The organism is Cytobacillus sp. (assembly GCF_032154635.1).
Classification (GTDB): Bacteria; Bacillota; Bacilli; order Bacillales; family Cytobacillaceae; genus Cytobacillus.
Genome location: NZ_JALDXW010000016.1, coordinates 17,186 through 41,578 on the forward strand (window position 1 = coordinate 17,186; position 24,393 = coordinate 41,578).

19 protein-coding genes are annotated in these 24,393 nt (G+C 37.9%); 18 read left to right on the forward strand and 1 reads right to left on the reverse strand.

Annotation, left to right across the window (positions count from 1 at the left end; all coding sequences use genetic code 11):
• The first annotated feature begins 76 nt into the window (after nt 1-76).
• On the forward strand, nt 77-463 hold the full coding sequence (locus RUH74_RS12760) for an FxsA family protein (protein ID WP_313800696.1): 387 nt from the start codon (nt 77-79) through the stop codon (nt 461-463).
• A gap of 110 nt (nt 464-573) precedes the next feature.
• Here RUH74_RS12760 and ytvI read toward each other — a convergent pair whose 3' ends face one another.
• Nucleotides 574-1,701 carry a sporulation integral membrane protein YtvI gene (gene ytvI / locus RUH74_RS12765; protein WP_313800697.1) on the reverse strand — a complete coding sequence of 376 codons (1,128 nt, stop codon included), beginning with the start codon at nt 1,699-1,701 and terminating at the stop codon, nt 574-576.
• Nucleotides 1,702-2,335: 634 nt separating this feature from the next.
• On the opposite strand from ytvI, the gene citZ reads away from it, so the two are divergent.
• From citZ to cydC, 17 genes are all read left to right on the forward strand, one after another.
• Nucleotides 2,336-3,454 carry a citrate synthase gene (gene citZ / locus RUH74_RS12770; protein WP_313800698.1) on the forward strand — a complete coding sequence of 373 codons (1,119 nt, stop codon included), beginning with the start codon at nt 2,336-2,338 and terminating at the stop codon, nt 3,452-3,454.
• 201 nt (nt 3,455-3,655) lie between these two features.
• Nucleotides 3,656-4,924, forward strand: coding sequence for an NADP-dependent isocitrate dehydrogenase (gene icd, locus RUH74_RS12775; RefSeq protein ID WP_313800699.1), 1,269 nt, complete (start codon nt 3,656-3,658; stop codon nt 4,922-4,924).
• Between the two features lie 84 nt (nt 4,925-5,008).
• The gene (gene mdh / locus RUH74_RS12780) at nt 5,009-5,947 is read left to right on the forward strand and encodes a malate dehydrogenase (protein WP_102274295.1); all 939 of its coding nucleotides are present in this window, start codon (nt 5,009-5,011) and stop codon (nt 5,945-5,947) included.
• 184 nt (nt 5,948-6,131) lie between these two features.
• Nucleotides 6,132-6,608, forward strand: coding sequence for a MaoC/PaaZ C-terminal domain-containing protein (locus RUH74_RS12785; RefSeq protein WP_102274296.1), 477 nt, complete (start codon nt 6,132-6,134; stop codon nt 6,606-6,608).
• Between the two features lie 200 nt (nt 6,609-6,808).
• Nucleotides 6,809-7,525 carry a response regulator transcription factor gene (locus RUH74_RS12790; protein ID WP_313800700.1) on the forward strand — a complete coding sequence of 239 codons (717 nt, stop codon included), beginning with the start codon at nt 6,809-6,811 and terminating at the stop codon, nt 7,523-7,525.
• The gene (pnpS, locus tag RUH74_RS12795; RefSeq protein ID WP_313800701.1) at nt 7,522-9,294 is read left to right on the forward strand and encodes a two-component system histidine kinase PnpS; all 1,773 of its coding nucleotides are present in this window, start codon (nt 7,522-7,524) and stop codon (nt 9,292-9,294) included. Before RUH74_RS12790 ends, pnpS begins: the two co-directional genes overlap by 4 nt.
• 231 nt (nt 9,295-9,525) lie before the next feature.
• A complete protein-coding gene (gene hflK, locus RUH74_RS12800; RefSeq protein WP_313800702.1) occupies nt 9,526-10,491 on the forward strand; it encodes an FtsH protease activity modulator HflK in 966 nt (321 codons plus the stop codon).
• Nucleotides 10,484-11,419, forward strand: coding sequence for a protease modulator HflC (hflC, locus tag RUH74_RS12805; protein WP_313800703.1), 936 nt, complete (start codon nt 10,484-10,486; stop codon nt 11,417-11,419). The genes hflK and hflC overlap by 8 nt, the downstream gene beginning before the upstream one ends.
• Before the next feature lie 98 nt (nt 11,420-11,517).
• Nucleotides 11,518-14,148 carry a DNA polymerase I gene (polA, locus tag RUH74_RS12810; protein WP_313800704.1) on the forward strand — a complete coding sequence of 877 codons (2,631 nt, stop codon included), beginning with the start codon at nt 11,518-11,520 and terminating at the stop codon, nt 14,146-14,148.
• 51 nt (nt 14,149-14,199) lie between these two features.
• Nucleotides 14,200-15,027, forward strand: coding sequence for a DNA-formamidopyrimidine glycosylase (gene mutM / locus RUH74_RS12815; protein ID WP_313800705.1), 828 nt, complete (start codon nt 14,200-14,202; stop codon nt 15,025-15,027).
• Between the two features lie 258 nt (nt 15,028-15,285).
• Entirely contained in the window at nt 15,286-15,921 is a 636-nt protein-coding gene (gene ytaF, locus RUH74_RS12820) for a sporulation membrane protein YtaF (RefSeq protein WP_313800706.1), read from the forward strand.
• Between the two features lie 21 nt (nt 15,922-15,942).
• Nucleotides 15,943-16,542, forward strand: a complete 600-nt coding sequence (coaE, locus tag RUH74_RS12825) for a dephospho-CoA kinase (RefSeq protein ID WP_313800707.1) — start codon at nt 15,943-15,945, stop codon at nt 16,540-16,542.
• Between the two features lie 180 nt (nt 16,543-16,722).
• Nucleotides 16,723-17,757, forward strand: coding sequence for a glyceraldehyde-3-phosphate dehydrogenase (locus RUH74_RS12830; RefSeq protein WP_313800708.1), 1,035 nt, complete (start codon nt 16,723-16,725; stop codon nt 17,755-17,757).
• 529 nt (nt 17,758-18,286) lie between these two features.
• Entirely contained in the window at nt 18,287-19,690 is a 1,404-nt protein-coding gene (locus RUH74_RS12835; RefSeq protein ID WP_313800709.1) for a cytochrome ubiquinol oxidase subunit I, read from the forward strand.
• Nucleotides 19,677-20,690: a cytochrome d ubiquinol oxidase subunit II gene (gene cydB, locus RUH74_RS12840; RefSeq protein ID WP_313800710.1), complete on the forward strand. Its 1,014-nt coding sequence runs from the start codon at nt 19,677-19,679 to the stop codon at nt 20,688-20,690. The genes RUH74_RS12835 and cydB overlap by 14 nt, the downstream gene beginning before the upstream one ends.
• Nucleotides 20,690-22,417, forward strand: coding sequence for a thiol reductant ABC exporter subunit CydD (cydD, locus tag RUH74_RS12845; RefSeq protein WP_313800711.1), 1,728 nt, complete (start codon nt 20,690-20,692; stop codon nt 22,415-22,417). The genes cydB and cydD overlap by 1 nt, the downstream gene beginning before the upstream one ends.
• Nucleotides 22,414-24,144: a thiol reductant ABC exporter subunit CydC gene (gene cydC, locus RUH74_RS12850; RefSeq protein ID WP_313800712.1), complete on the forward strand. Its 1,731-nt coding sequence runs from the start codon at nt 22,414-22,416 to the stop codon at nt 24,142-24,144. Before cydD ends, cydC begins: the two co-directional genes overlap by 4 nt.
• Nucleotides 24,145-24,393: the final 249 nt, after the last annotated feature.

Genomic DNA, 24,393 nt, shown 5'->3' on the forward strand with positions numbered 1-24,393 from the left:
GACAAGAGCATAAATTATATAGATCATGGAGTTTCTGCTATAATAGGGAGTAATCAAATACAAAAGAGGTGGCATCATGCGCTACTTACTCTTACTACTAATTATTGTACCCACAGCGGAAATCGGTGTCTTATTGCTATCTGGCAATTTGATTGGTGTATGGCCCACGTTAGGCGCTATTATTTTTACAGGAATTCTTGGGGCATATCTTGCAAAAAAGCAAGGTCTTGAGACGCTAAGAAAGGTGCAGGAGCAGCTTCAGTATGGACAAATGCCTGGTGAAGCAATTTTAGAAGGCATTTGTATTTTAGCAGGCGGCATTCTATTGCTTACACCAGGGTTTATTACCGATATTACTGGCTTTTTGTTGTTAGCCCCGATGACACAATCCTTTTTTAAAAAACAGATTATAAAAGGATTTAGAAGATGGATGGATAAAAATACGGTTACGATTATACGTTAAAGAAAAAGGTCGCTCCTGGAGAGTGACCTTTTTTGGTGGTTTGGCGAGTATAACTGATATGACGGCGAATATCGTTTTTAAATCGGATGGCGTCATTCTATTTTTCTATGCTAGGCTTTATTTTCATTGTTTTTCCCCATAATAAATGCCCAAATATCACGGAATACATTTGCTCGATGCAAGGTAGTTAAAATAACAAGGGTAACAGGTCCGACTATCAAGCCAAGAAAGCCAATGAGTTTAAAACCGACAAATAATGCAACCAATGTGGCCAGCGGGTCCATTCCAATATTAGAAGATAGGATTTTGGGCTCCATTACTTGACGCTGTACAAGAACAATCACATACAAAACGCCTAATCCGATTGCCATGCTCATCTCCCCGGCTATCGCCTCATATATAATCCACGGAACGAAAATTAACCCCGTTCCCAAATAGGGGATGACATCAACAAGTCCTGTAATTAAAGCAATCGTGATTGCATAGTCTACACGAAGAATTAGCAATCCGACTAAAATGATGACGGTCGTAATCGAAATTAATGTAGCCTGTGCCTTAATAAATCCGAATAATGCCTTTTTTAAATCGGCAAATACTGTTTTGCCGCTCGCCTTAGCACGGCTAGGAATCAGCTTGCTGCCAAGTGTTGAGAGGCGATACCAATCCTTACTAATGAAAAATGTCCCTAGCAAAGAGAAAATTAGCACAGTTGCAGCATTAGGAAACCATGAAATAATATTAGGGATTTTTCCAAAGAAGTTTTGGATGAAAGCACCGACCGTTGTGCCAATATGACTGCCGACATTTTTAATATTTTCTACGATTGTATCCTGCTGTCCAGTGCCTAAATCCTTAAATAAGCTAGTCAGCTGGTTATAAAGTGGAATGATTTGTGCTGCAAAAAATTCCTCAATATAATCAATAAGCGTATCTAAATGCTTTGGAACCACATTCGAAAGATAATCTGCACCAGAGACAATTTCTGCAATAAGTAAAGTAATCAGGCCAGCAAAGACCCCGATAATGATTACTATGCTAACAAGAACAGCTAAGGAACGTGGCATTCTACCTTTTCTTTCAAAAAAGTTGACAAGTGGATTAATTAGAAATGCGATGGCAAATCCGATAATAAAAGGATATGTTACTTTAGATAAATAAAAACAGCTTAAGAGCAGGAGCACGACAAAGCCGAGCACGAAAAGAAATCTTAATGTCCTATGTAAATATACAGGATTCAAATAAATACCTCCTATTTTTAGGAATGTTCATTATCTTTCATCATACACCATTCCACTACGAGTTATAAATGCAAAAGGATTCAAATTTGCCTTGGAAAATAAGGAAATATCGTAAATCTATCTTCTGAAAGAATACAGGGTGAAAAGCAAATATATTTCTAATATTTATAAAGTTATGTTAGAATAGCTTCATGGTGAAAAGTTGTTTAAGACTTCTAGTCCTTGAATGGTAAATAACTTTTCTTGAAAAATAATAATTTTTTCACATTTTCGCCACTTTTCATTCACAAAAGTCAGATAATTGTTTATAATAGGACTTAAGTGTACAATCATTTTCACAGGGCTCTATGAAAATCTTATTTCATCCTATTATTCTACTATTTTAGGTTTAATTTTTTGTGGCAAAATGTAAGCATTTTCTTTTTCATTATGTTGAGCAATCGCTCATTGTTTGTTGACTTCTGTTATTCAAAGCTTGGTCTGTAGTTGGGCGTACGAATCGGTTTTTAAAAGGCTGAAATTACGCCTGTAAATATCAGAATATTTTTTCAAAGGTTAAATGATGGGATTTAACTTCAAAAGTAATACAGACAAAGGGTATGGGGAAATTTATTATGTAAAGGAGAGATTCAGTATGACAGCAACACGCGGACTTGAAGGGGTAGTGGCTACTACATCATCTATCAGCTCTATCATTGATGACACGTTAACTTATGTTGGCTATAATATTGATGATTTAGCTGTAAATGCAAGTTTTGAAGAGGTAATTTATCTTTTATGGCATAGAAAGCTTCCTACTCAAACGGAGCTTGCGGAATTAAAAAATCAGTTAGCTGACAATGCGGGGTTACCTAAGGAAGTGTTAGACCATTTCAAAATGTATCCAATCGACCAAGTGCATCCAATGGCTGCCCTTCGTTCAGCTGTTTCTCTTTTAGGGTTGTATGATGAAGACGCTGATGTCATGGATCCAGAAGCAAATTATAATAAAGCCATTCGCTTGCAGGCAAAAATGCCTTCAATTGTAGCAGCATTTGCACGAGTGAGGAAAGGGTTAGAGCCAATTGCTCCTAGAAAAGATCTCGGTTTTGCAGCGAACTTCTTATATATGCTATCTGGCAAGGAACCAGAGCCTATTGCAGTTGAAGCAATTGATAAAGCATTAGTTCTACATGCCGACCATGAGTTAAATGCCTCTACTTTCACTGCGCGTGTATGTGTGGCAACTTTATCAGACGTTTATTCTGGAATTACAGCTGCTATCGGTGCACTTAAGGGGCCATTACATGGGGGAGCAAATGAAGCAGTAATGAAAATGCTGACTGATATTGGCACTCTTGAAAATGTAGATTCATATATTCGTGGAAAACTAGAAAAGAAAGAAAAAATTATGGGCTTTGGTCATCGTGTATACCGTCAAGGAGATCCGCGTGCAAAACACTTAAGAGAAATGTCGAAGAAACTAACTGAACTTACTGGTGAACCACATTGGTATCAAATGTCTACTCAAATCGAAGAAATTGTAACAGGCGAGAAAAATCTGCCGCCGAATGTTGATTTCTATTCTGCTTCTGTCTATCACAGTTTAGGAATTGACCATGACTTATTCACACCTATTTTTGCTGTAAGCCGTGTATCTGGATGGCTGGCTCATATTCTTGAACAATATGAAAACAACCGTTTAATCCGCCCACGTGCTGATTACACAGGTCCTGGAATGCAAGAATATGTTCCCATAGGGCTAAGAGGGTAAGAAGAAAAGTACAGGCGACTATATATTTTAATAAACAGCGTTTACATTTTTATCAAATGTTGCTGTAATAGAGAAAGAAGGAGGGTTAGGGGCATTCGCCTTCTAACCTTTGATTCTGATATTTGCGAAGGCAGTTTCATATACATATAAAGCCAAAGGCTAGAAACTGCCGCTGCTTTTTAAAAATGGAGGGAATATACAATGCAAGGTGAAAAAATCACGGTTAGCAATGGAGTATTAAATGTACCAAACAATCCAATCGTTCCATTTATTGAAGGAGACGGAACGGGTCCTGATATTTGGGCTTCAGCATCAAGAGTATTAGATGCAGCAGTAGAAAAAGCATATAATGGCGAACGAAAAATTGTCTGGAAAGAAGTATTGGCAGGAGAAAAAGCATTTAATCAAACAGGTGAATGGCTTCCTTCCGAAACTTTAGATGTAATCAATGAATATTTAATCGCGATTAAAGGTCCTTTAACAACTCCAATTGGAGGCGGGATTCGTTCATTAAACGTTGCTCTTCGCCAAGAATTAGATCTATTCGTATGTTTACGTCCTGTACGCTGGTTTGAAGGTGTGCCTTCACCAGTTAAGCGTCCTCAAGATACAGACATGGTTATTTTCCGTGAAAACACTGAAGATATCTACGCTGGAATTGAATATGCAAAAGGTTCAGATGAAGTGAAGAAGCTAATTGCTTTCCTTCAAGATGAAATGGGTGTGAATAAAATTCGTTTCCCTGAGACATCTGGTATCGGAATTAAACCAGTTTCTGAAGAAGGAACAAGCCGTTTAGTACGTGCGGCAATTGAATATGCAATTAAAGAAGGTCGTAAATCACTAACTTTAGTTCATAAAGGGAATATCATGAAATTCACTGAAGGTGCCTTTAAAAATTGGGGCTACGAGCTTGCTGAGAGAGAATATGGAGATAAAGTTTTCACTTGGGCACAATATGACCGTATTAAAGATGAGCAAGGTGCAGAAGCTGCAAACAAAGCGCAAGCAGAAGCGGAAGCGGCAGGCAAAATTATCGTTAAAGATGCGATTGCAGATATTTTCTTACAGCAAATTCTTACTCGTCCAAAAGAATTTGATGTTGTAGCAACAATGAACCTTAATGGCGATTATATCTCCGATGCACTAGCTGCTCAGGTTGGCGGAATTGGTATTGCTCCTGGAGCAAACATTAATTATGAAACAGGCCATGCGATCTTTGAAGCAACACACGGAACAGCTCCGAAATATGCGGGATTAGATAAAGTAAATCCTTCTTCTGTTATCCTTTCTGGTGTACTAATGCTTGAGCATTTAGGCTGGAACGAAGCAGCAGATATGATTGTAAAATCGATGGAAAAATCAATTGCCTCTAAAGTTGTAACTTACGACTTTGCCCGTCTGATGGATGGTGCAACAGAAGTAAAATGCTCTGAATTTGGTGATGAATTAATTAAGAATATGGGGTAATATATAATATGTTTTTAGGAGGCTGTTCTTGGATCAAGAACAGCCCTCCTTGCATACAATCATAATCTTAAGGAGGAACGAGTCATGTCATTGAAACGTAAAAAGATTTCCGTTATTGGTGGAGGTTTTACTGGTGCAACTACTGCATTTTTGCTTGCTCAAAAGGAACTAGGAGATGTCGTTTTAGTTGATATCCCACAAATGGAAAACCCAACAAAAGGGAAAGCTTTAGATATGCTTGAAGCAAGCCCTGTTCAAGGATTTGATGCAAACATTACTGGTACTTCCAGCTATGAGGATACAGCTGATTCAGATATTGTTGTTGTAACGGCAGGAATTGCGCGTAAGCCTGGCATGAGCCGTGATGACTTAGTACAGACGAATCAAAAAATTATGAAAAGTGTCGCGCAAGAGATTGCAAAGCATTCCCCTAATTGTTTCATTGTTGTTTTAACAAATCCTGTAGATGCTATGACATATACAATTTTTAAAGAGTCCGGCTTCCCTAAAAATCGTGTAATTGGTCAATCGGGTGTTCTAGATACGGCTCGCTTCCGAACATTTATTGCTCAAGAATTAAATCTGTCTGTAAAAGATATTACTGGCTTTGTTCTTGGCGGTCATGGCGATGATATGGTTCCTTTAGTACGTTATTCTTATGCAGGTGGGATTCCATTAGAGACACTAATTTCAAAAGAGCGCCTTGAAGCAATTGTTGAACGCACGCGTAAAGGCGGCGGTGAAATTGTGAACTTATTAGGTAATGGAAGTGCTTATTATGCTCCAGCTGCATCATTAGTTGAAATGTGCGAAGCGATCCTTAAAGATCAGCGCCGGGTGCTCCCATCCATCGCATATCTCGAAGGGGAATATGGCTATGATGGCATTTATTTAGGTGTTCCGACGATCCTTGGTGCAAATGGGATTGAAAAAGTAATCGAGCTTGAATTAACAGCAGATGAAAAAGCTGCATTAGATAAATCTGCAGAAGCTGTTAGGAATGTAATGGCTGTTCTGGCATAAAAAATTGTCTGATAGTAAGATAAATAAAAAAATTCGGGAAACTCCCGAATTTTTTTATTTTATTCCTTCTTTGGATAAAATAATAGTGATATAATAGAATAAATAGACTGATAATTTTAATAATTATTTGCTATTTTTTTAAGTATCATTGAAATCGTTTACATAACTTTGGAGGTGCAGAAAAATGTTACTTGGGAAAAAAAGAAAATTAGGTAGGAAGATTGAAGAAATCTCTGCTGGAGAGAAATTAACTTTAACTGAAAAAATAGAAGACAAGGATTTATTATTATATTTAGGCCTTACGAATGATGCGAATCCACTATATATTCAACATGACTATGCCTCACAGACGCCATATAAAAAGCCAATTGTACCAAGTATAATGTTGAATGGGATTATAAATTCTGCTATTTCTAAATATTTGCCTGGACCAGGAAGCCATATTTTAAAACAAGAAATCGAATTTTTAAAACCTGTCTATCATTACGGTACAGTACAGTTTTTATTTGAAGTTACAGAGGTTAGCAACAGCAGCCATACGGTTCAAATAGAGGTAATTGGGACAAATGAGGATGAGGAAACCGTGATAAAAGGGAAATTATTAGTTTGCCCTCCTCATCGCCTTAATAAAATGGAAGGCGAAGCGCTGGATAATTTTTAACTTCATTATTTTTAGAAGGGATGTGCGAATGCATGTCTCTTTTTCTTCGAAAAAAATGTCAGTCTGAATAATGGATATTATTAATTGTTTTCCTTGTTCCAAATAGTTACACAGTTTATATTAGTAGGTAAGATACATGATTTGGTAATATTGCGAACTTGGATGAATGAACAGGGGAATATATCAACTTGGAGGCAAATATGGAGAAGACAATACTTGTTGTTGATGATGAACAATCAATCCTAACATTATTGGAGTATAACTTACAGCAGGCAGGCTTCAATGTGATTACAGCTATGGATGGGGAGGAGGGAATCAATCAGGCTTTATCCCATTCGCCAGATTTAATCGTGCTTGACCTCATGCTTCCAAAACTTGATGGGATTGAGGTATGCAAACAGCTTCGTCAACAGAAGGTGCTTATACCTATATTAATGTTAACTGCAAAAGATGATGAGTTTGATAAAGTGCTTGGTCTAGAGTTGGGTGCTGATGACTATATGACGAAACCGTTTAGCCCAAGAGAAGTAGTTGCAAGGGTAAAAGCAATATTGCGGAGAACACAAATACAAATGGATACACCAGTTGTGACAGAGGAAGAACCTGGCCATGTTCGAATTGCTGGTTTGAAAATCATTCCAGATCATTATGAAGCCTATATTGAAAATGAGTTGATAGAACTAACTCCTAAAGAATTTGAGCTTCTTTTATATTTAGCGAAAAATAAGGGCCGTGTACTTACGAGGGATCAGCTTCTTAGTGCAGTATGGAATTATGACTTTGCAGGGGATACTCGGATTGTGGACGTACATATTAGCCATTTGCGAGAAAAGATTGAGCAAAATACGAAAAAACCTATTTATATAAAAACCATTCGAGGATTAGGCTATAAGCTTGAGGAGCCTAAAGGAGAATGATTAAATTTCGAACTAGGCTTCTTTTCGCATTAATTACATTAATATTCGCCGTACTGATCGGGCTAGGAATATTGTTGGGACAGCTCTATAAAAGCTACTATTTAAACGCATTTGATGAACGATTAAAAAAAGAGACTCGGATGATATCAAGTTATATTGAAGACGAGGGCGGCATTCGAGCACTAAAAAGCGGATCTATCGATACATTTAGCAAGGTGTTAAAAGCTCGCGTGACTATTGTTGATGTTTCAGGAGCAATTATTTATGATAGCAAGCCGTTAAAGGGTGCCAGCAGCAATAACGATCATCATGCAGTCATAAAAAGTATGATTAAAAAGGATGCAGCCGGCCACCATTTAATCGAGGTAGATGACGGGTATGATCTTCATTATTACTGGAGACCGATTGTTCAATCAGGAGCAGATGAGGGCTTTGTTCTCCTTAGTACAAAAATGGCGGAAATTAATAAGGCTTATCAACAGATTTGGTGGATATTAATTATTAGTTTAGGATTTGCCTTTATTGTTATTCTTCTATTAGGAACCAGAATTATGAACCGCTATACAAAGCCTATCGAAGCTGCAACAAAAACAGCGATTGAATTAGCAAAAGGGAATTATCGGGCTCGGACATATGAAGATCAGATTGATGAGACGGGGATGCTTAGTGCTTCCATAAATATTCTTGCAAGGAATCTTCAAGATATGCAAAAATCGCAGGAAATGCATCAGGATCGCCTTGCAGCTCTTATTGAAAATATGGGAAGCGGCCTAATATTAATCGATAAAAAAGGGTATATCAGCTTAATCAATCGTCCTTATAAAGAACTTTTTCGTGTTCATGATTCTGAATATACGAATAAACTATATTATGAAGTGATTGAGCAACAGGAAATTACCTCCATAATTGAAGAGCTTTTCATGACTGAACAAAAAATAAGGAAGCAAATTTTTATCCCGCTTAGCCATGGGAGACAGCATTTCGAAGTATACGGAGTACCAATCATTGGAACAAATGATGTTTGGAAAGGGATATTACTTGTTTTTCACGATATCTCAGATTTAAAAAAGCTTGAACAAGTTAGAAAAGATTTTGTGGCGAATGTCTCTCATGAATTGAAAACACCCATTACTTCAATAAAAGGATTTTCTGAAACACTTTTAGATGGGGCGATGGAGGATAAGGAAGCACTTGCAGCTTTTTTAAAAATCATTTTGCAAGAAAGTGACCGATTGCAATCGCTCATACAAGATTTATTAGATCTTTCAAAAATGGAGCAGCTTGGTTTTCACCTTGCTATCCAACAATATAATATAAGAACAACACTTGAAGAAGTAATCGCTATATTGAATAAGAAGGCTGCTGAAAAAGAAATTACGCTTCAGTTTGAAGCCGATAAGGAATCTATTTTAATCGAGGGGGATGCAGATCGTCTGAAACAAGTCTTTCTAAATCTTGTTTCAAATGCAATATCCTACACACCAAATGGCGGGCAAGTTTTTCTACGTTTAAGCGAATCAGCATCGAAATTATTTGTTGAAGTGAAGGATACAGGAATTGGGATGGAAGCGAGTGAAGTTCCAAGGATTTTTGAAAGATTTTATCGTGTAGACAAGGCCCGGAGCCGCAATTCCGGAGGAACAGGTCTTGGACTTGCTATTGTGAAACACATTGTAGAAGCCCATAAAGGAAATATCATAGTTACTAGTCAGGTAGGAAAAGGAACGACATTTTTAGTGGAGCTTAATAAACGTTTTCATGATAAATGATTGGAAGCAAGCTCTTTTAAAATTTACACGTTTTTTACAACCTCTTTATAATCTCTTAATATCTGCCAGTTACAATAATAATTGAAAAACCCCTTCATCCAAGGAGTTAGAAAAAGGAGAAAGCAACCCCTGCTTTCTCCTTTTTCATTTTTTGTTTTGTCATATAATTGAAACCTTTTTATGATGAGATCGTATAAAAAGTTAACGAAATGTATTGGAGGGGGAAAGTGAATGGTCAGTCTAAAAAGAATTTATACAGTAACTGGACTAATATTGTTAATCCTTATATTGGGCATTACGGCCTTTACGACATGGTATACGGTAGATGAGTCTGATCAAGCGGTTATTTTAACCTTTGGAAAAGTGGAGGAAGGAATAACAGAGCCGGGGCTTCATTTTAAATTGCCATGGCCGATTCAAAGTGTAGAAAAGCTTTCAAAGGAGACATTTAGTCTCCAATTTGGTTATGAAGATAAAAAGGGGAAGTCTAAAGATTTTCCTGAAGAAACGAAGATGATTACTGGAGACGAAAATATTGTCATGGCTGATCTCGTTGTTCAATGGAAGATAACCAATCCGGAAAAATATTTATATAATGCAGAGAATCCAAAAGAGATCCTTCATGATGCTACGTCAGCATCTTTAAGAAGTATTATCGGGAGCTCAAAAATTGATGATGCCTTAACATCGGGAAAGGCTACTATTGAGTCAGATGTTAGAGAACTGCTAACATCGCTAATAGAAAAATATGATATTGGGATATCTGTTTTGGCGGTAAAGCTCCAAGACGTTGAACTTCCAAATGATGAAGTGCGAAAGGCATTCACAGATGTAACAGATGCAAGAGAAACAGCGAATACAAAGTTGAATGAAGCCCAAAAGTATAAAAATCAAAAAATGAATGAAGCAAATGGTGAAAAAGATGCGCTTATTTCGAGAGCAGAAGGAGAGAAGGCTGCTCGTTTAGAAAGAGCGCGCGGGGATGTGGCTGTATTTAATAAGCTTTACAATGAATATAAAAACAGTCCAGATATTACGAGAGAGCGCTTAGTTATTGAAACACTTGAGCAAGTGCTTCCAAATGCAGAAATTTATATTATGAATGATGACGGAAATACAATGAAATACTTCCCGATTCGTCCTTTAGAAAAAGAGGAGCCTAAGCTAAAAGCAGAAGGAAGTGAAAATAATGAGTGATCAAAATGTCGTTAATATGAATGAGCGCGGGGGAAATAATCTGCAATGGAGAAAGTATATTAAGCTCGGTATCTTCTTTGTGATCCTTTTTGTCTTAATTGGTATCCTTATTAGTAATCTTTTCGTTGTAAAGGAAGGGGAATATAAGGTAATCAGGCAGTTTGGTGAAGTAGTGAGAATTGAAAGCGAACCAGGATTATCATATAAAATTCCGTTTGTCCAAAGTGTCTCTACTCTTCCTAAATATCAATTGACCTATGATGTATCAGAAGCTGAGATTAATACAAAGGATAAAAAGCGGATTATTATTGACAACTATGCGGTTTGGCGTATAGAAGATCCGAAGAAACTGATCGCTAACGCCAGAACGCTAGAAAGTGCAGAGTCGAGAATGGAGGAATTCATCTACTCTGTTACACGTACAGAACTGGGGCAGCTAGATTACGATGAGATTATTAATGATGAAAAGTCTTCTAGAGGATCTTTAAATGACCGAATCACTGAAAAAGTGAACGAATTGCTTAACCAGGATAATTATGGGATTATTGTTACAGATGTAAGAATGAAGCGTACGGACTTGCCTGCGGAGAATGAACAGTCGGTTTATACGAGAATGATTTCCGAACGTCAATCGAAAGCTCAGGAATATTTATCAAAAGGGGATGCGGATAAAAATATTATCATCGCAAAAACGGATAAAGAGGTAAAAGAAATATTGTCTAAAGCTCAGGCGGATGCTGAAGAAATTCGAGCGGATGGAGAAGGCGGAGCTGCGAAAATATATAATGAAGCTTTTTCAAAAGACCCTAGCTTCTATTCCCTGTACCGCACATTAGAATCCTATAAAAAGACAATCAACGGGGAAACAGTCATTGTCTTGCCATCGGATTCACCATATGCCCGTTTATTAATGGGAAATACAAACTAAATCATATATAAAACCGTTATTTTTCATTCTTTATCTACTCATGATAAAATGGAGGAAAATAACGGTTTTTTGCTTTAGGCAAAGGAAGGAGAATTTTTTTGAAAAAGAAGCTTGTTTTAATTGACGGCAACAGCATTGCTTACCGTGCTTTTTTTGCCTTGCCTCTTCTGAACAATGATAAAGGGATTCATACGAATGCTATTTATGGATTTACAATGATGCTTAATCGAATATTGGAAGATGAAAAGCCTACACATCTATTAGTTGCATTTGATGCTGGGAAGACAACATTCCGTCATAAGACATTTAGTGAATATAAAGGCGGGAGACAAAAGACACCGCCAGAGCTATCCGAACAGTTTCCCTTTATCCGTGAGCTGTTAGATGCTTATGGAATCTCTCGCTATGAATTAGAAAACTATGAAGCAGATGATATTATCGGAACGCTCTCCCTTCATGCTGAAAATGATGACTTTGAAGTGAAAATTATTTCAGGTGACAAGGATTTGACGCAATTAAGCTCGGAAAAAACTACCGTTTCAATCACTCGGAAGGGAATTACCGAAATTGAAGATTATACTCCAGCACACATACAAGAAAAGTATGGCATCACACCGGATCGAATTATTGATATGAAGGGATTAATGGGGGACGCTTCAGATAATATCCCAGGTGTGCCAGGCATTGGTGAAAAGACAGCATTAAAATTACTGAAGGAATTTGGATCACTGGAGACTGTTATATCTTCCGTCGATAAAGTTAGCGGGAATAAGCTGAAGGAAAAGCTAGAGGAATTTAAAGATCAGGCATTAATGAGTAAGGAATTAGCAACAATTACGAGAGAAGCACCTATTGAAATACAGTTAAGTGAAGTGGAATACGAAGGGTATGAAAGAGAAAAGGTAGTCAGTATTTATAAAGAACTAGGATTTAATTCATTATTGGACAAGCTTAGCGGAGATATTGGATCAGAAGAAGTGAAACTTGAAGAAATTGAATTTGAAGTTGTTAATGAGATCACAGAGGATATTTTTTCAGCTGAGAACGCTTTTTACATTGAGGTGCTCGAGGATAATTATCATTATGCAGATATTATTGGTTTTTCAATTGCTAATGATAAAGGTACTTTCTATATTTCCACAGAGAAAGCGTTAGCTTCACAAATCTTTAAGGAATGGGCAGAGGATGCAAGCAAAGAAAAAGTTGTTTATGATGCGAAAAGGTCTGAAGTATCCCTGCGGCATCATGGCATTCATTTAGCAGGAGTGAGCTTTGATCTCCTCATTGCTTCTTACTTAATTAATCCATCAGCAACCATTGAGGATGTTGCTTCTGTGGCCAAAAGCCATGGCTACGAATCCATTCAATCAGATGAAGCGTTTTATGGAAAAGGAGCCAAAAGACGGGTGCCAGAAGAAGGTGAGCTAGCTGTACATCTTGCAAGAAAAGCTGCTGCATTAGAAGCGTTGAAAGATAAGCTTGATAAGGAACTGAAGGATAATCAACAGGCAGAGCTTTTCTATGAATTAGAAATGCCTTTATCTTTAATTCTTGCTGATATGGAATCCTGTGGGGTTAAAATGGATCTTGAACGATTAAAAGCCATGGGAGAAGAGATTTATTCAAAATTAATTGCTATTGAGAGCCGAATTCATGAGCTAGCAGGAGAAAAATTTAATATCAACTCACCGAAACAGCTTGGAGTTATTCTTTTCGAAAAGCTAGGGCTGCCTGTTTATAAAAAAACAAAAACGGGGTATTCAACCTCAGCGGATGTTCTAGAGAAGCTTGAAACGAAGCATGAAATCGTTAGAGAAATCCTCGATTATCGCCAGCTTGGAAAGCTTCAGTCCACATACATTGAGGGCTTGCTTAAGATTGTCAACAAGGACAATGAAAAAGTGCATACTAGATTTAATCAGGCTTTAACACAAACAGGAAGGTTAAGTTCAACAGATCCAAACCTTCAGAATATCCCTATCCGTCTAGAGGAGGGAAGAAAAATCAGGCAGGCATTTATCCCTTCAGAAAAAGACTGGGTCATCTTTGCTGCTGATTATTCTCAAATTGAGCTTCGTGTACTTGCTCATATTGCAAAGGATGATAAGCTGATTGAGGCTTTTAAACAGGATATGGACATCCATACAAAAACTGCGATGGAAGTATTTCATGTGAGTGAAGCGGATGTAACTTCCAATATGCGCCGGCATGCAAAAGCAGTTAACTTTGGGATTGTATATGGAATTAGTGATTATGGTTTATCGCAAAGTCTTGGGATTACACGGAAGGAAGCTGGTCAATTTATTGACCGTTATCTAGAAAGCTATCCAGGGGTCAAAGCATATATGGAGGATATTGTTTCTGATGCCAAGCAAAAAGGATATGTCTCCACACTTCTTCATCGCAGAAGATATCTCCCTGAAATAACAAGCCGTAATTTTAATCTGCGCAGCTTTGCGGAACGGACAGCGATGAACACGCCGATTCAAGGAAGTGCGGCTGATATTATAAAAAAAGCAATGATCGATATGGCCGAACGTTTGAAAAGAGAAAACTTAAAAACTCGTTTGCTTTTACAAGTACATGACGAATTGATCTTTGAAGCTCCTATGGATGAATTAGATATTTTGAAAAAAATTGTTCCAGAAGTGATGGAAAATGCAGTTGAGCTTAAGGTTCCGCTTAAGGTTGATTACGCCTATGGACCAACATGGTTTGATGCTAAATAAAGCAGATAATAAATATAAATGAAATGATGATTGTACAGGAAGTGATAGAGCATGCCTGAATTACCAGAGGTAGAAACCGTCCGCAGGACACTATTGGAATTAGTGAGCAATAAAGAAATTGAACACGTTTCCGTTTTTTGGCCAAAGATTATCAAGCAACCAGAAGAAATTGCTCAATTTCAGGATGCATTAGTCGGCCAGACGATAAAGGACATTGGAAGAAGAGGGAAATTCTTAATCCTCTACACAGATGACTATGCGCTTATCTCTCATTTGAGAATGGAAGGGAAGTACGGTGTGTTCCAAAAAATAGAGCCCGTAGAAAAGCATACTCATGTAATCTTTCATTTTACGGATGGAACGGAGTTGCGCTATAAGGATGTACGGAAGTTTGGGACCATGCATCTTTATGTTAAAGGACAGGAATTCAACACCCTCCCGCTATCACAATTAGGACCAGAGCCCTTTTCTTCAGACTTTACGGTTGAAGCATTAGCTTCAAAGCTCTCGAAAACAAAAAGAAATATAAAGGCAGTTTTACTGGATCAAAAAGTTGTGGTAGGTCTTGGAAATATTTATGTGGATGAAGCGTTATTTCGCTCGGGAATTCATCCGGAAAGGGCCGCTGATGATTTAACTAAAGAAGAGATAGAAAGACTTCATCAGGAAATTTCAAATACCTTATCAGAAGCTGTACAAAAAGGAGGGAGTACGATTCGATCGTACGTAAACTCCCAAGGGCAAATTGGCATGTTTCAGCTTGAGCTATTTGTCTATGGGAGAAAAGGTGAAGAGTGTAGGATTTGCGGAAGCACACTAGAAAGAATTGTATCAGGTGGACGCGGGACGGTCTTTTGCCCAGAGTGCCAGGCGAAGTAAGTTTTTAAAAAGGGGCTGACCAGCCGCCTCCGCATTTCGGTTTGTCTAGCTACAGCGGCTATCGCCTATCTAACTTCAGGTCCTCTCCCTACGATAAGTCGACATCCATACGCTCTCGCGAATGTGTCTCCTATATCTCAGTCGATGCCCTTCCAGTTAGTACGTCGATGATCAAGCCGCCTCCGCATTTCATATTAACACTGGATAGGCTTCTTCCATATACTATCTTAGCGATTGTCAGGGAGGAGTCCTATTTATATGATGCACACAATCACACTTTTGTTATTGGCGTTTGCTGTAAGTCTAGATAGCTTCAGTGTTGGATTAACTTATGGCATAAGAAAAATGCATATTCCATTTAAATCAATTGGCATAATCGCCTGTTGTTCTGCCGTTGCATTAATGACTGCAATGATGCTTGGCCGTATTTCAACTCAATTTTTATCTCCCGCATTTGCGGAAAGCTTAGGAGGAATCATTCTTATTGGTCTTGGTGCATGGGTTTTGTATCAATTTTTCCGGACTGAAAAAGCAAAGGATGTACTTCCTCACGAGAAAACGATTGTCAATTTTGAGATAAAATCGTTAGGGCTCGTCATTAATATTTTACAAAAGCCAATGTCTGCAGACTTTGACAAATCAGGGACTATTACGGGAATAGAGGCATTAATGCTCGGGGTTGCTTTATCACTTGATGCTTTTGGTGCGGGAATTGGGGCAGCTATGCTTGGCTATTCTCCTTATTATTTAGCATTAACTGTGGCGATCATGAGTTCACTTTTTGTTTTCATTGGGATGAAGATCGGCACACTTTTTTCAAAAAGCAGTTGGGTACAAAAATGTTCATTCATTCCTGGCATTCTTTTAATTCTGCTGGGAATATGGAAAATTTAAAGGTTTAGGGTGAATTAACGAATGTCTATAGTTGTCGGCTTAACAGGTGGAATTGCAAGCGGGAAAAGCACCGTCTCTTCCATCTTAATCGAAAAAGGAATTACAGTTTTTGATGCAGATATTGAAGCTCGTTTAGCCGTGGAGAAGGGCGAGGAAGCCTATTATGAAATTATCAGCCAATTCGGTGAGGAAGTTTTGCATGTAGATGAATCAATTGATCGTGGAAAATTAGGCTCAATAATATTTCATAATCAAGAAAAGCGTTTTGTACTCAATAATATCGTACACCCAGCTGTTCGTAAAAGAATGATCATGAAAAAAGAAAAGGCAGTTGCTGATGGAGAAAAGTTAATTATTATGGATATTCCGCTGCTTTTCGAAAGTAAGCTCACATTTTTAGTGGATAGAACACTATTAGTATATGTCGATGAAACTATTCAATTAGAAAGATTAATGGAACGCAATCACCTTTCGAAAGAGGATGCTATTGCAAGAATTCATTCGCAAATGCCTTTAAAGGAAAAAATTCAATTGGCAGATGCAGTAATTAATAATAATGGAACAATCGAAGAAACAAAGAAACAATTGTTGGATATCCTTACTAATTGGAATGCCCTATGAATAGCGAAATAAATTCACTGAGAAGAAAAAGAGCCGAAGGGCTCTTTTTTATATTTAATTAACAGAATAATAAAACATTTAAATTCCACATTTTAATTATCACAAATGTCCACCAATATGTTATACTAATTATAACAACAAGCATTAAAAGTATAACATTAATGTGGAAGGGGCCGTAATATGAAGGCGAAAATTGCAATTAATGGTTTTGGAAGAATTGGACGAATGGTATTTAGAAAGGCCATTCTTGATGACAAACTTGATGTGATTGCCATCAATGCAAGCTATCCTGCAGAGACGTTGGCACACTTAATAAAATATGATACAAATCATGGCAAATTTGAAGGGGAAATTGTTGCTGAAGAGGGAGCAATTATTGTTAACGGAAAAAGAGTGCAATTATTGAGCAACCGTAACCCAGAAGAACTTCCATGGAAGCAATTAAATATTGATATCGTTATTGAAGCAACGGGGAAATTTAATTCAAGAGATAAAGCTGCTCTTCATTTAGAGGCTGGAGCGAAGAAAGTAATTTTAACAGCACCAGGAAAGAATGAAGATGTGACAATTGTTATGGGCGTAAATGAAAGCGCATTAAACATTGAGGAGCATGATGTTATTTCAAATGCTTCTTGTACGACAAACTGCTTGGCACCCGTTGCAAAGGTTCTTGATGAACAATTCGGAATTGAAAATGGATTAATGACAACTGTTCATGCGTATACAAACGATCAGAAAAATATTGATAATCCACATAAGGATTTACGCCGTGCGCGTGCATGCGGCCAGTCAATTATCCCGACATCAACAGGTGCAGCAAAGGCATTATCATTAGTACTTCCGCATTTAAAAGGAAAACTTCATGGAATGGCTTTACGTGTTCCAACTCCAAACGTATCACTTGTAGATTTAGTTGTTGACCTTAAATCGGATGTCACAATTGATCAGATCAATGAGGCATTCGAAACAGCCTCTAAAGGTTCTTTAAACGGTGTTTTAGACATTACAGATGAACCACTAGTTTCTATCGATTTTAATACAAATGAACATTCTGCTATTATCGATGGATTATCTACAATGGTAATTGGTTCGAATAAAGTGAAAGTCCTAGCATGGTATGATAACGAGTGGGGCTATTCTTGCCGTGTAGTTGACTTAACAAAATATGTAGCTCAGGAATTATTTAACTCATCAATTGTAAAAGTTGGAAACTAAATAATCGTAAATAATGGAGGCTTGCCGGTACACCGGCAGGCCTATTTTAAATTGGCTAAACGGCCGGATCAAACTTTAAAACAATTATTTGTTAGATCTGTAAATCGTGGTCGTTTTCCAGAAAGATAAATGTACACTATATTGTTTAGTATATAAATAGAAAATAATTTGCTTTAAAGAGGAACACCCTCATGAGAATCCGAGTATGGTTATTGGGATTCTCATGAGGGTGTTTTTTTACGGAGGGTGCAAAATCATTAGTAGCATGGACGTTTAAAAATAAAGATGAATAGAAAAGAATTTTAGCGATTGCTGCAAGAAGCAAAGAATAATATTGTTGTGATGTAAATCACGGCATCGAAGTGTAATGTCAAATTATATGCAGTGATTTATTCAACAAAAAAGCAAGTGTTGAAAAGTTGTTTGTATTTATTCAATACTTTGTAACATGCCCCCCACGGGAAGCACATATATAACTCTTACTATATTGGTATAGTAAATCAAAACAAATATAGGAGAGATACGTCTTATGGAAGAACTTATACTCGCACGGATTCAGTTTATGTCCACCACACTGTTTCACTTTATCTTTGTTCCATTATCCATCGGATTAGCTTTCATCATTGCTATTATGCAGACGATGTATCTAATTAAGAAACAAGAAATGTATAAGAAGATGGCTAAGTTTTGGGGAATCTTTTTCTTAATAAATTTTGCGGTGGGGGTTGTAACGGGAATTATACAGGAATTCCAGTTTGGAATGAATTGGTCAGATTACTCCCGTTTTGTCGGTGATGTGTTTGGTCCACCGCTAGCCATTGAGGCATTGCTTGCTTTTTTTGTTGAATCGACCTTTATCGGATTGTGGATTTTCGGCTGGGATAAACTGCCCAAACGATTACATTTAGCTTGTATTTGGATTGTATCAATCGGGACGATTTTATCAGCATTATGGATTTTGGCTGCTAACTCATTTATGCAAAATCCAGTTGGTTATACCATTCAAAATGGTCGGGCTGAAATGAATGATATTGGTGCTTTACTTGCAAACGAAAAGCTGTGGGTAGCTTTCCCACATACGATTTTTGGAGCCTTTACAACTGGTGCTTTCCTGGTTATTGGTATAAGTGCGTGGAATTTATTGAAGAAAAGGGAAATCGACTTTTTTAAACGCTCGATGACCATTTCTTTAATTGTTGGTTTCGTATCAGGGCTTGGAATTGCTTTTTCAGGACACGCCCAATCTACCTATCTAATGGATGCTCAGCCGATGAAAATGGCTGCTGCTGAAGGACTGTGGGAAGATAGTGAGGATCCAGCCTCATGGACAGTTTTTGCGAATATTGATGTAGTAAACAAAGAAAGTACAGCTAGGCTTGAAATCCCTTACATGTTAAGTTATTTAGCATATGGTGAGTTTTCTGGAAAAGTAAAAGGGATGAACACGTTACAAGAAAAGTATGTGCAAGAATTTGGAGAAGGAAACTATATTCCTCCTGTTAAAACGACATTTTGGAGCTTCCGCATTATGGTGGCAGCAGGCGGTCTCATCATATTGCTTAGCGCGGTTGGACTATTCTTAACATGGCGTAAAAAAATCGAAAAGAGTACTCGCTACTTAAAATGGTTAGTTCCGGCAATATTCCTTCCTTATATTGCAAACTGGTTTGGGTGGATTATGTCTGAAATCGGTCGTCAGCCGTGGGTTGTAAATGGCTTAATGTTAACCGCTGATGGGGTTTCACCAAATGTATCCTCAGGACAAATTTTGTTTTCGCTTATTTCTTTCACATTAATATATACGTTGCTTGGAATTGCGATGGTGTATTTATTCATTAGAGTGATTAAAAAAGGACCAAATGAGAAGCCGAAAGAAGATATTTCTGCCTCAGATCCTTTTAATTCAGGAGGGCTGAACAATGCAGTTAAGTGAGTTGTGGTTTGTTCTTGTCGGTGTTTTGTTCGTTGGTTTTGTTTTTCTTGAAGGATTTGACTTTGGGGTTGGAATGAGTACAAAGTTCATTGCAAAAAATGATTTAGAAAAACGTGTATTGATTAATACAATTGGTCCGTTTTGGGATGCCAATGAAGTGTGGTTGCTTACTGCCGGAGGAGCGATGTTCGCAGCGTTTCCTCATTGGTATGCGACTTTGTTTAGCGGTTATTATTTACCGTTCGTTATTCTCTTGCTCGCTCTAATTGCGAGGGGTGTTGCCTTTGAGTTTAGAGGAAAGGCTGATTCAAGGAGTTGGATTCAAACGTGGGATTGGTCGATATTTCTTGGCAGTCTTTTACCACCGTTTTTGTTAGGTGTTTTATTTACTAGTCTAGTAAAAGGGCTACCTATTGATGAAAATATGAATATGCACGCAGGATTCTTTGATATTGTCAATGTATATACTGTTGTCGGCGGAATTGCTTTCGTATTGTTATCATATTTGCATGGTTTAATGTTCATTACATTAAAAACGGTAGACCCCCTTCGTGAGCGTGCCCGTCAAGCAGCGTTGAAAATGTATATGGTTTCTGGAGCAGTTGTTGTGCTTTTTGTTGCATTAACAGTGTTTTACACAGATGCATTTATAGAAAAAGGTGCCATCCTAATTCCAGTGTTTGGGCTTGCAATTGTTTTATACCTACTTTTATATCCTTTATTACGTAATAAAAAAGAAGGACTCAGCTTTACTGTAACAGGCTTAATAATGATACTCGTCACCTCATCGTTCTTTATTACATTATTCCCGAATGTGTTGATTAGTTCCATAGATATTGCCAATAATTTGACTGTCTACAATGCAGCTTCTGGTGAATATTCATTGAAATTTATGACAATTGTTGCAGCGATTATGGTTCCGATTGTTCTTGGTTACACAATTTGGAGCTACTATATATTCCGCAAACGTGTAACAAGTAAGGAGCATTTAGAATACTAATGAACAAACAACTTTTCCACTATAAGGGAAGTAAAGTCCTCATAATATTAGTTGGAATACTTACAGTTGCACAGGCCATCACAATTATTTTTCAAGCGATTTATTTATCGGAAGCGATTGTGAAAATGTTTAAAGGGACTGCTTGGTCGGCAGTCCTTCCCTCTTTTTATGGTTTTATTGTAACGTATATGCTACGGCATTTTTTCCAATGGGCAAAGGAAAGACTTGCCTATCGGTTTGCTGATCAAACTTCCCTTTTCATTCAGCAATTACTCGTCCGCAAGTTATTTGAGCTTGGCCCTCGCGGGATCGGGAAGCAAGGTTCTGGAAACATGATCACACTATGTTTAGAAGGAATACCAAATTTCCGAAAGTATCTCGAGCTTTTTATTCCCCGTTCGATAGCAACTGTTTGTATTCCGGTGGTCTTACTTATTTACATTTTAATCGTAGATATGACTTCGGCTATCGTTCTTGCTGTTGTCATGCCGATTATGATTGTTTTTCTTGTCCTATTAGGGTTGATGGCACAAAAACAAATGGATGCGCAATGGGATACATATCAGCTGCTTTCCCGTCATTTTGTGGATTCGTTGCGGGGGCTTGCTACGTTAAAATATTTGGGACAAAGTAAAGTCCATCAAGATGCAATTGAAACGGTTAGTAATAAATACCGGATTGCCACGAACCGCACACTAAGGGTGGCTTTTTTATCGACATTTTCTTTAGATTTTTTTGCTAGTTTATCTGTTGCGATTGTTGCTGTCGAGCTAGGACTGCGCCTCATAGATGGCCATATTGGCTTTGAGGCTGCGTTAGCAATCCTCATTTTAGCTCCGGAATATTTCTTGCCAGTGCGTGATTTAGGGAATGATTACCATGCGACAATGGATGGAAAGGAAGCAGGAGAAAAAATCCATGAGTTACTTGAAAAAGAGACCTATGCTAGTGGGGATAGTGAGATATCAGTTCCACAATGGCATGAAGAAAGTACCTTATCTGTTGAACAATTAACTAAAAGTTCAGATGAAGAAGAGAGGCTGCTATTGAAAAATATTAGCTTTCAAGTGAGCGGCTTCAAAAAGGTAGGAATTGTTGGGATGTCAGGAGCTGGAAAATCCACGCTTATCGATATATTATCTGGCTTTTCTCATCCGACAGATGGGAAAATCATGATGGATGAAACAAACTTAGCTCATTTATCTTTGCAAGATTGGCAGAAACAAGTGACATATGTTCCGCAGCATCCATATATTTTTGCCGGAACAATCGCAGAAAATATTAGCTTGTACGAACCGAATTCTTCAAGAGAAAAAATAGAACAAGCAGCAGAGATGACAGGTTTAATCGATTTAATCAAAAGTCTACCTAGTGGTTTAGATGAAAAAATTGGTCAAGGCGGTCGAAGTTTAAGTGGAGGAGAAGAACAGCGAATTGCGTTAGCACGCGGGGTGCTGCAGGGCCGCCCGATTATGCTAGTTGATGAACCAACAGCCCATTTAGATATTGAAACAGAACATGAGATTAAGAGCATGATGCTGCCATTACTAGAAAATAAACTTGTCTTTTTCGCAACGCACCGTCTGCATTGGATGAGAAATATGGATGTTATTTTGGTGCTGGAAGATGGGCAGCTGGTTGAAAAGGGAACACATGATGAGCTTTATCATCAAAAAGGTGCATATTATCGACTAATAAACGCACAAAGAGGGGGAAGTGCGGAATGAACTTATTTCGAATTTATGTGGCTCCCTATTTAAAACAATTTAAATGGTTAATGGGTGTTACGATTTTTTTAGGCGTATTAACCGCTCTTGCCGCATCAATGCTAACATTTACGTCAGGGTATTTAATCACAAGTGCTTCAGAAATGCCAGCAACCATTCTTCTTCTCCAAATTCCAATCGTTGGTGTTCGGACCTTTGGAATATCACGAGCAGTAACGAGGTATTTAGAAAGATTGACGGGACATAATGCAGTATTAAAAATACTGGCTGATATGCGAGTTAAGTTGTACGGAATGTTAGAGCCACAAGCATTATTTATCCGCTCTCGCTTTCAAACAGGGGATATAATCGGCACACTTGCAGATGATATTGAACATTTGCAGGATGTTTATATTCGAACCATCTTTCCGACGATCATTGCACTGTTTCTATTTGTTTATACCATTAGTATTTTAGCCTTGTTTGATTGGGTATTTGCATTATGGATGGCATTTTGTTTGAGTATCATCGTTTTTGTTTATCCGCTTCTCTCCTTATTCTTTCTGAAAAAACAGCAGATGGAGTTAAAAGAAAAACGAAGTCGGTTATATCAAACATTTACAGATGCTTTATTTGGATTGAGTGACTGGATTATTAGTGGGAAGAAAGAACGTTTTATCAAGAAATTCACCTTGGAAAGTCAGGAGAGCCATAGGATAGAAAAAAGAATGGCATTTTGGAACCAATCTCGTGCGTTTCAGTTGCAAGTATTGTCAGGTCTCATCTTAATTATTGTCGGAGTGTGGGCTGGCTATGCGGCTCAGGCTGGTGAGATCATGCCAACCTATATTGCTGCATTTACATTAGTTACGCTACCAATTTTAGAAGGAATGGCCCCACTCTCACAGGCGATGGAGCGAATCCCTGTATATCAGGATTCGTTACAGCGCATTGAAAACATCCGCCAGAATGTACCAGTGGAAACAGCAGTTACCGAAAAAACAGAAGTATCTATTCATCCAAAGGTTTTATTTCATGAGGTTTCCTATCGTTATATCGGGGAAAAAGAAAATGCCCTACAGCATGTTTCTTTCTCTATTCCGTATGGTCAAAAAATTGCATTACTTGGAAAAAGCGGTTCAGGGAAGTCAACATTGTTACAATTGCTCCAAGGTGCACTTTCCCAAAATACTGGAACGGTAAGTATTCATGGACAGCACCCAGAAGCATATAAAGAAAACATTTATAAATTGTTGAGTGTGTTAAACCAAAAGCCATACTTATTTGCAACAACAGTAGAAAATAATATTCGGTTAGGCAACAAAGAGGCTACTGCAGAGGAAGTTGCTGAGGTAATCAAGCAAGTAAAGCTCGATCACTATATTCGTTCACTTCCGAAGGGAATCCAAACTCAAATGGAAGAGACAGGTCAGCGGTTCTCCGGTGGGGAAAGGCAGCGAATTGCTTTAGCGCGGATATTATTAAAAAATACGCCGATTGTTATATTGGATGAACCGACAGTGGGGCTAGACCCGCAAACAGAAGCTGATTTGCTCGAAACAATGTTCTCTGCTTTAAAGGATAAAACAATTATTTTAATCACACATCATCTAATTGGGATTGAAAAAATGGATCAGATCATTTTTTTAGATAAAGGGCAGGTCACGATGAGTGGGACACATAACCAATTAATGGAGACGAGTGAACGCTATCGACAACTATATTTATTAGACCGTGGCGAAGGATGAAGCTCACCAAATTTTTGCACCATCGGTGAATTTTCTTGTTAATACACGGGCATTACCGGGAAGAGGGATTTGTTCACCATTTTCGTCCTATCCTAAATAGGATTTGTTATATTTGAATAGAACACACGAAGCCCTGCTAACAATTTTTTTAAAAGCATATATTGCAAAAAGAAATCAAACAAAGTATACTAGTCCTCGTGAACTTCTTAAATTTTGGTTATAATGGCTACTTAAAGGGTTAGGACCTCT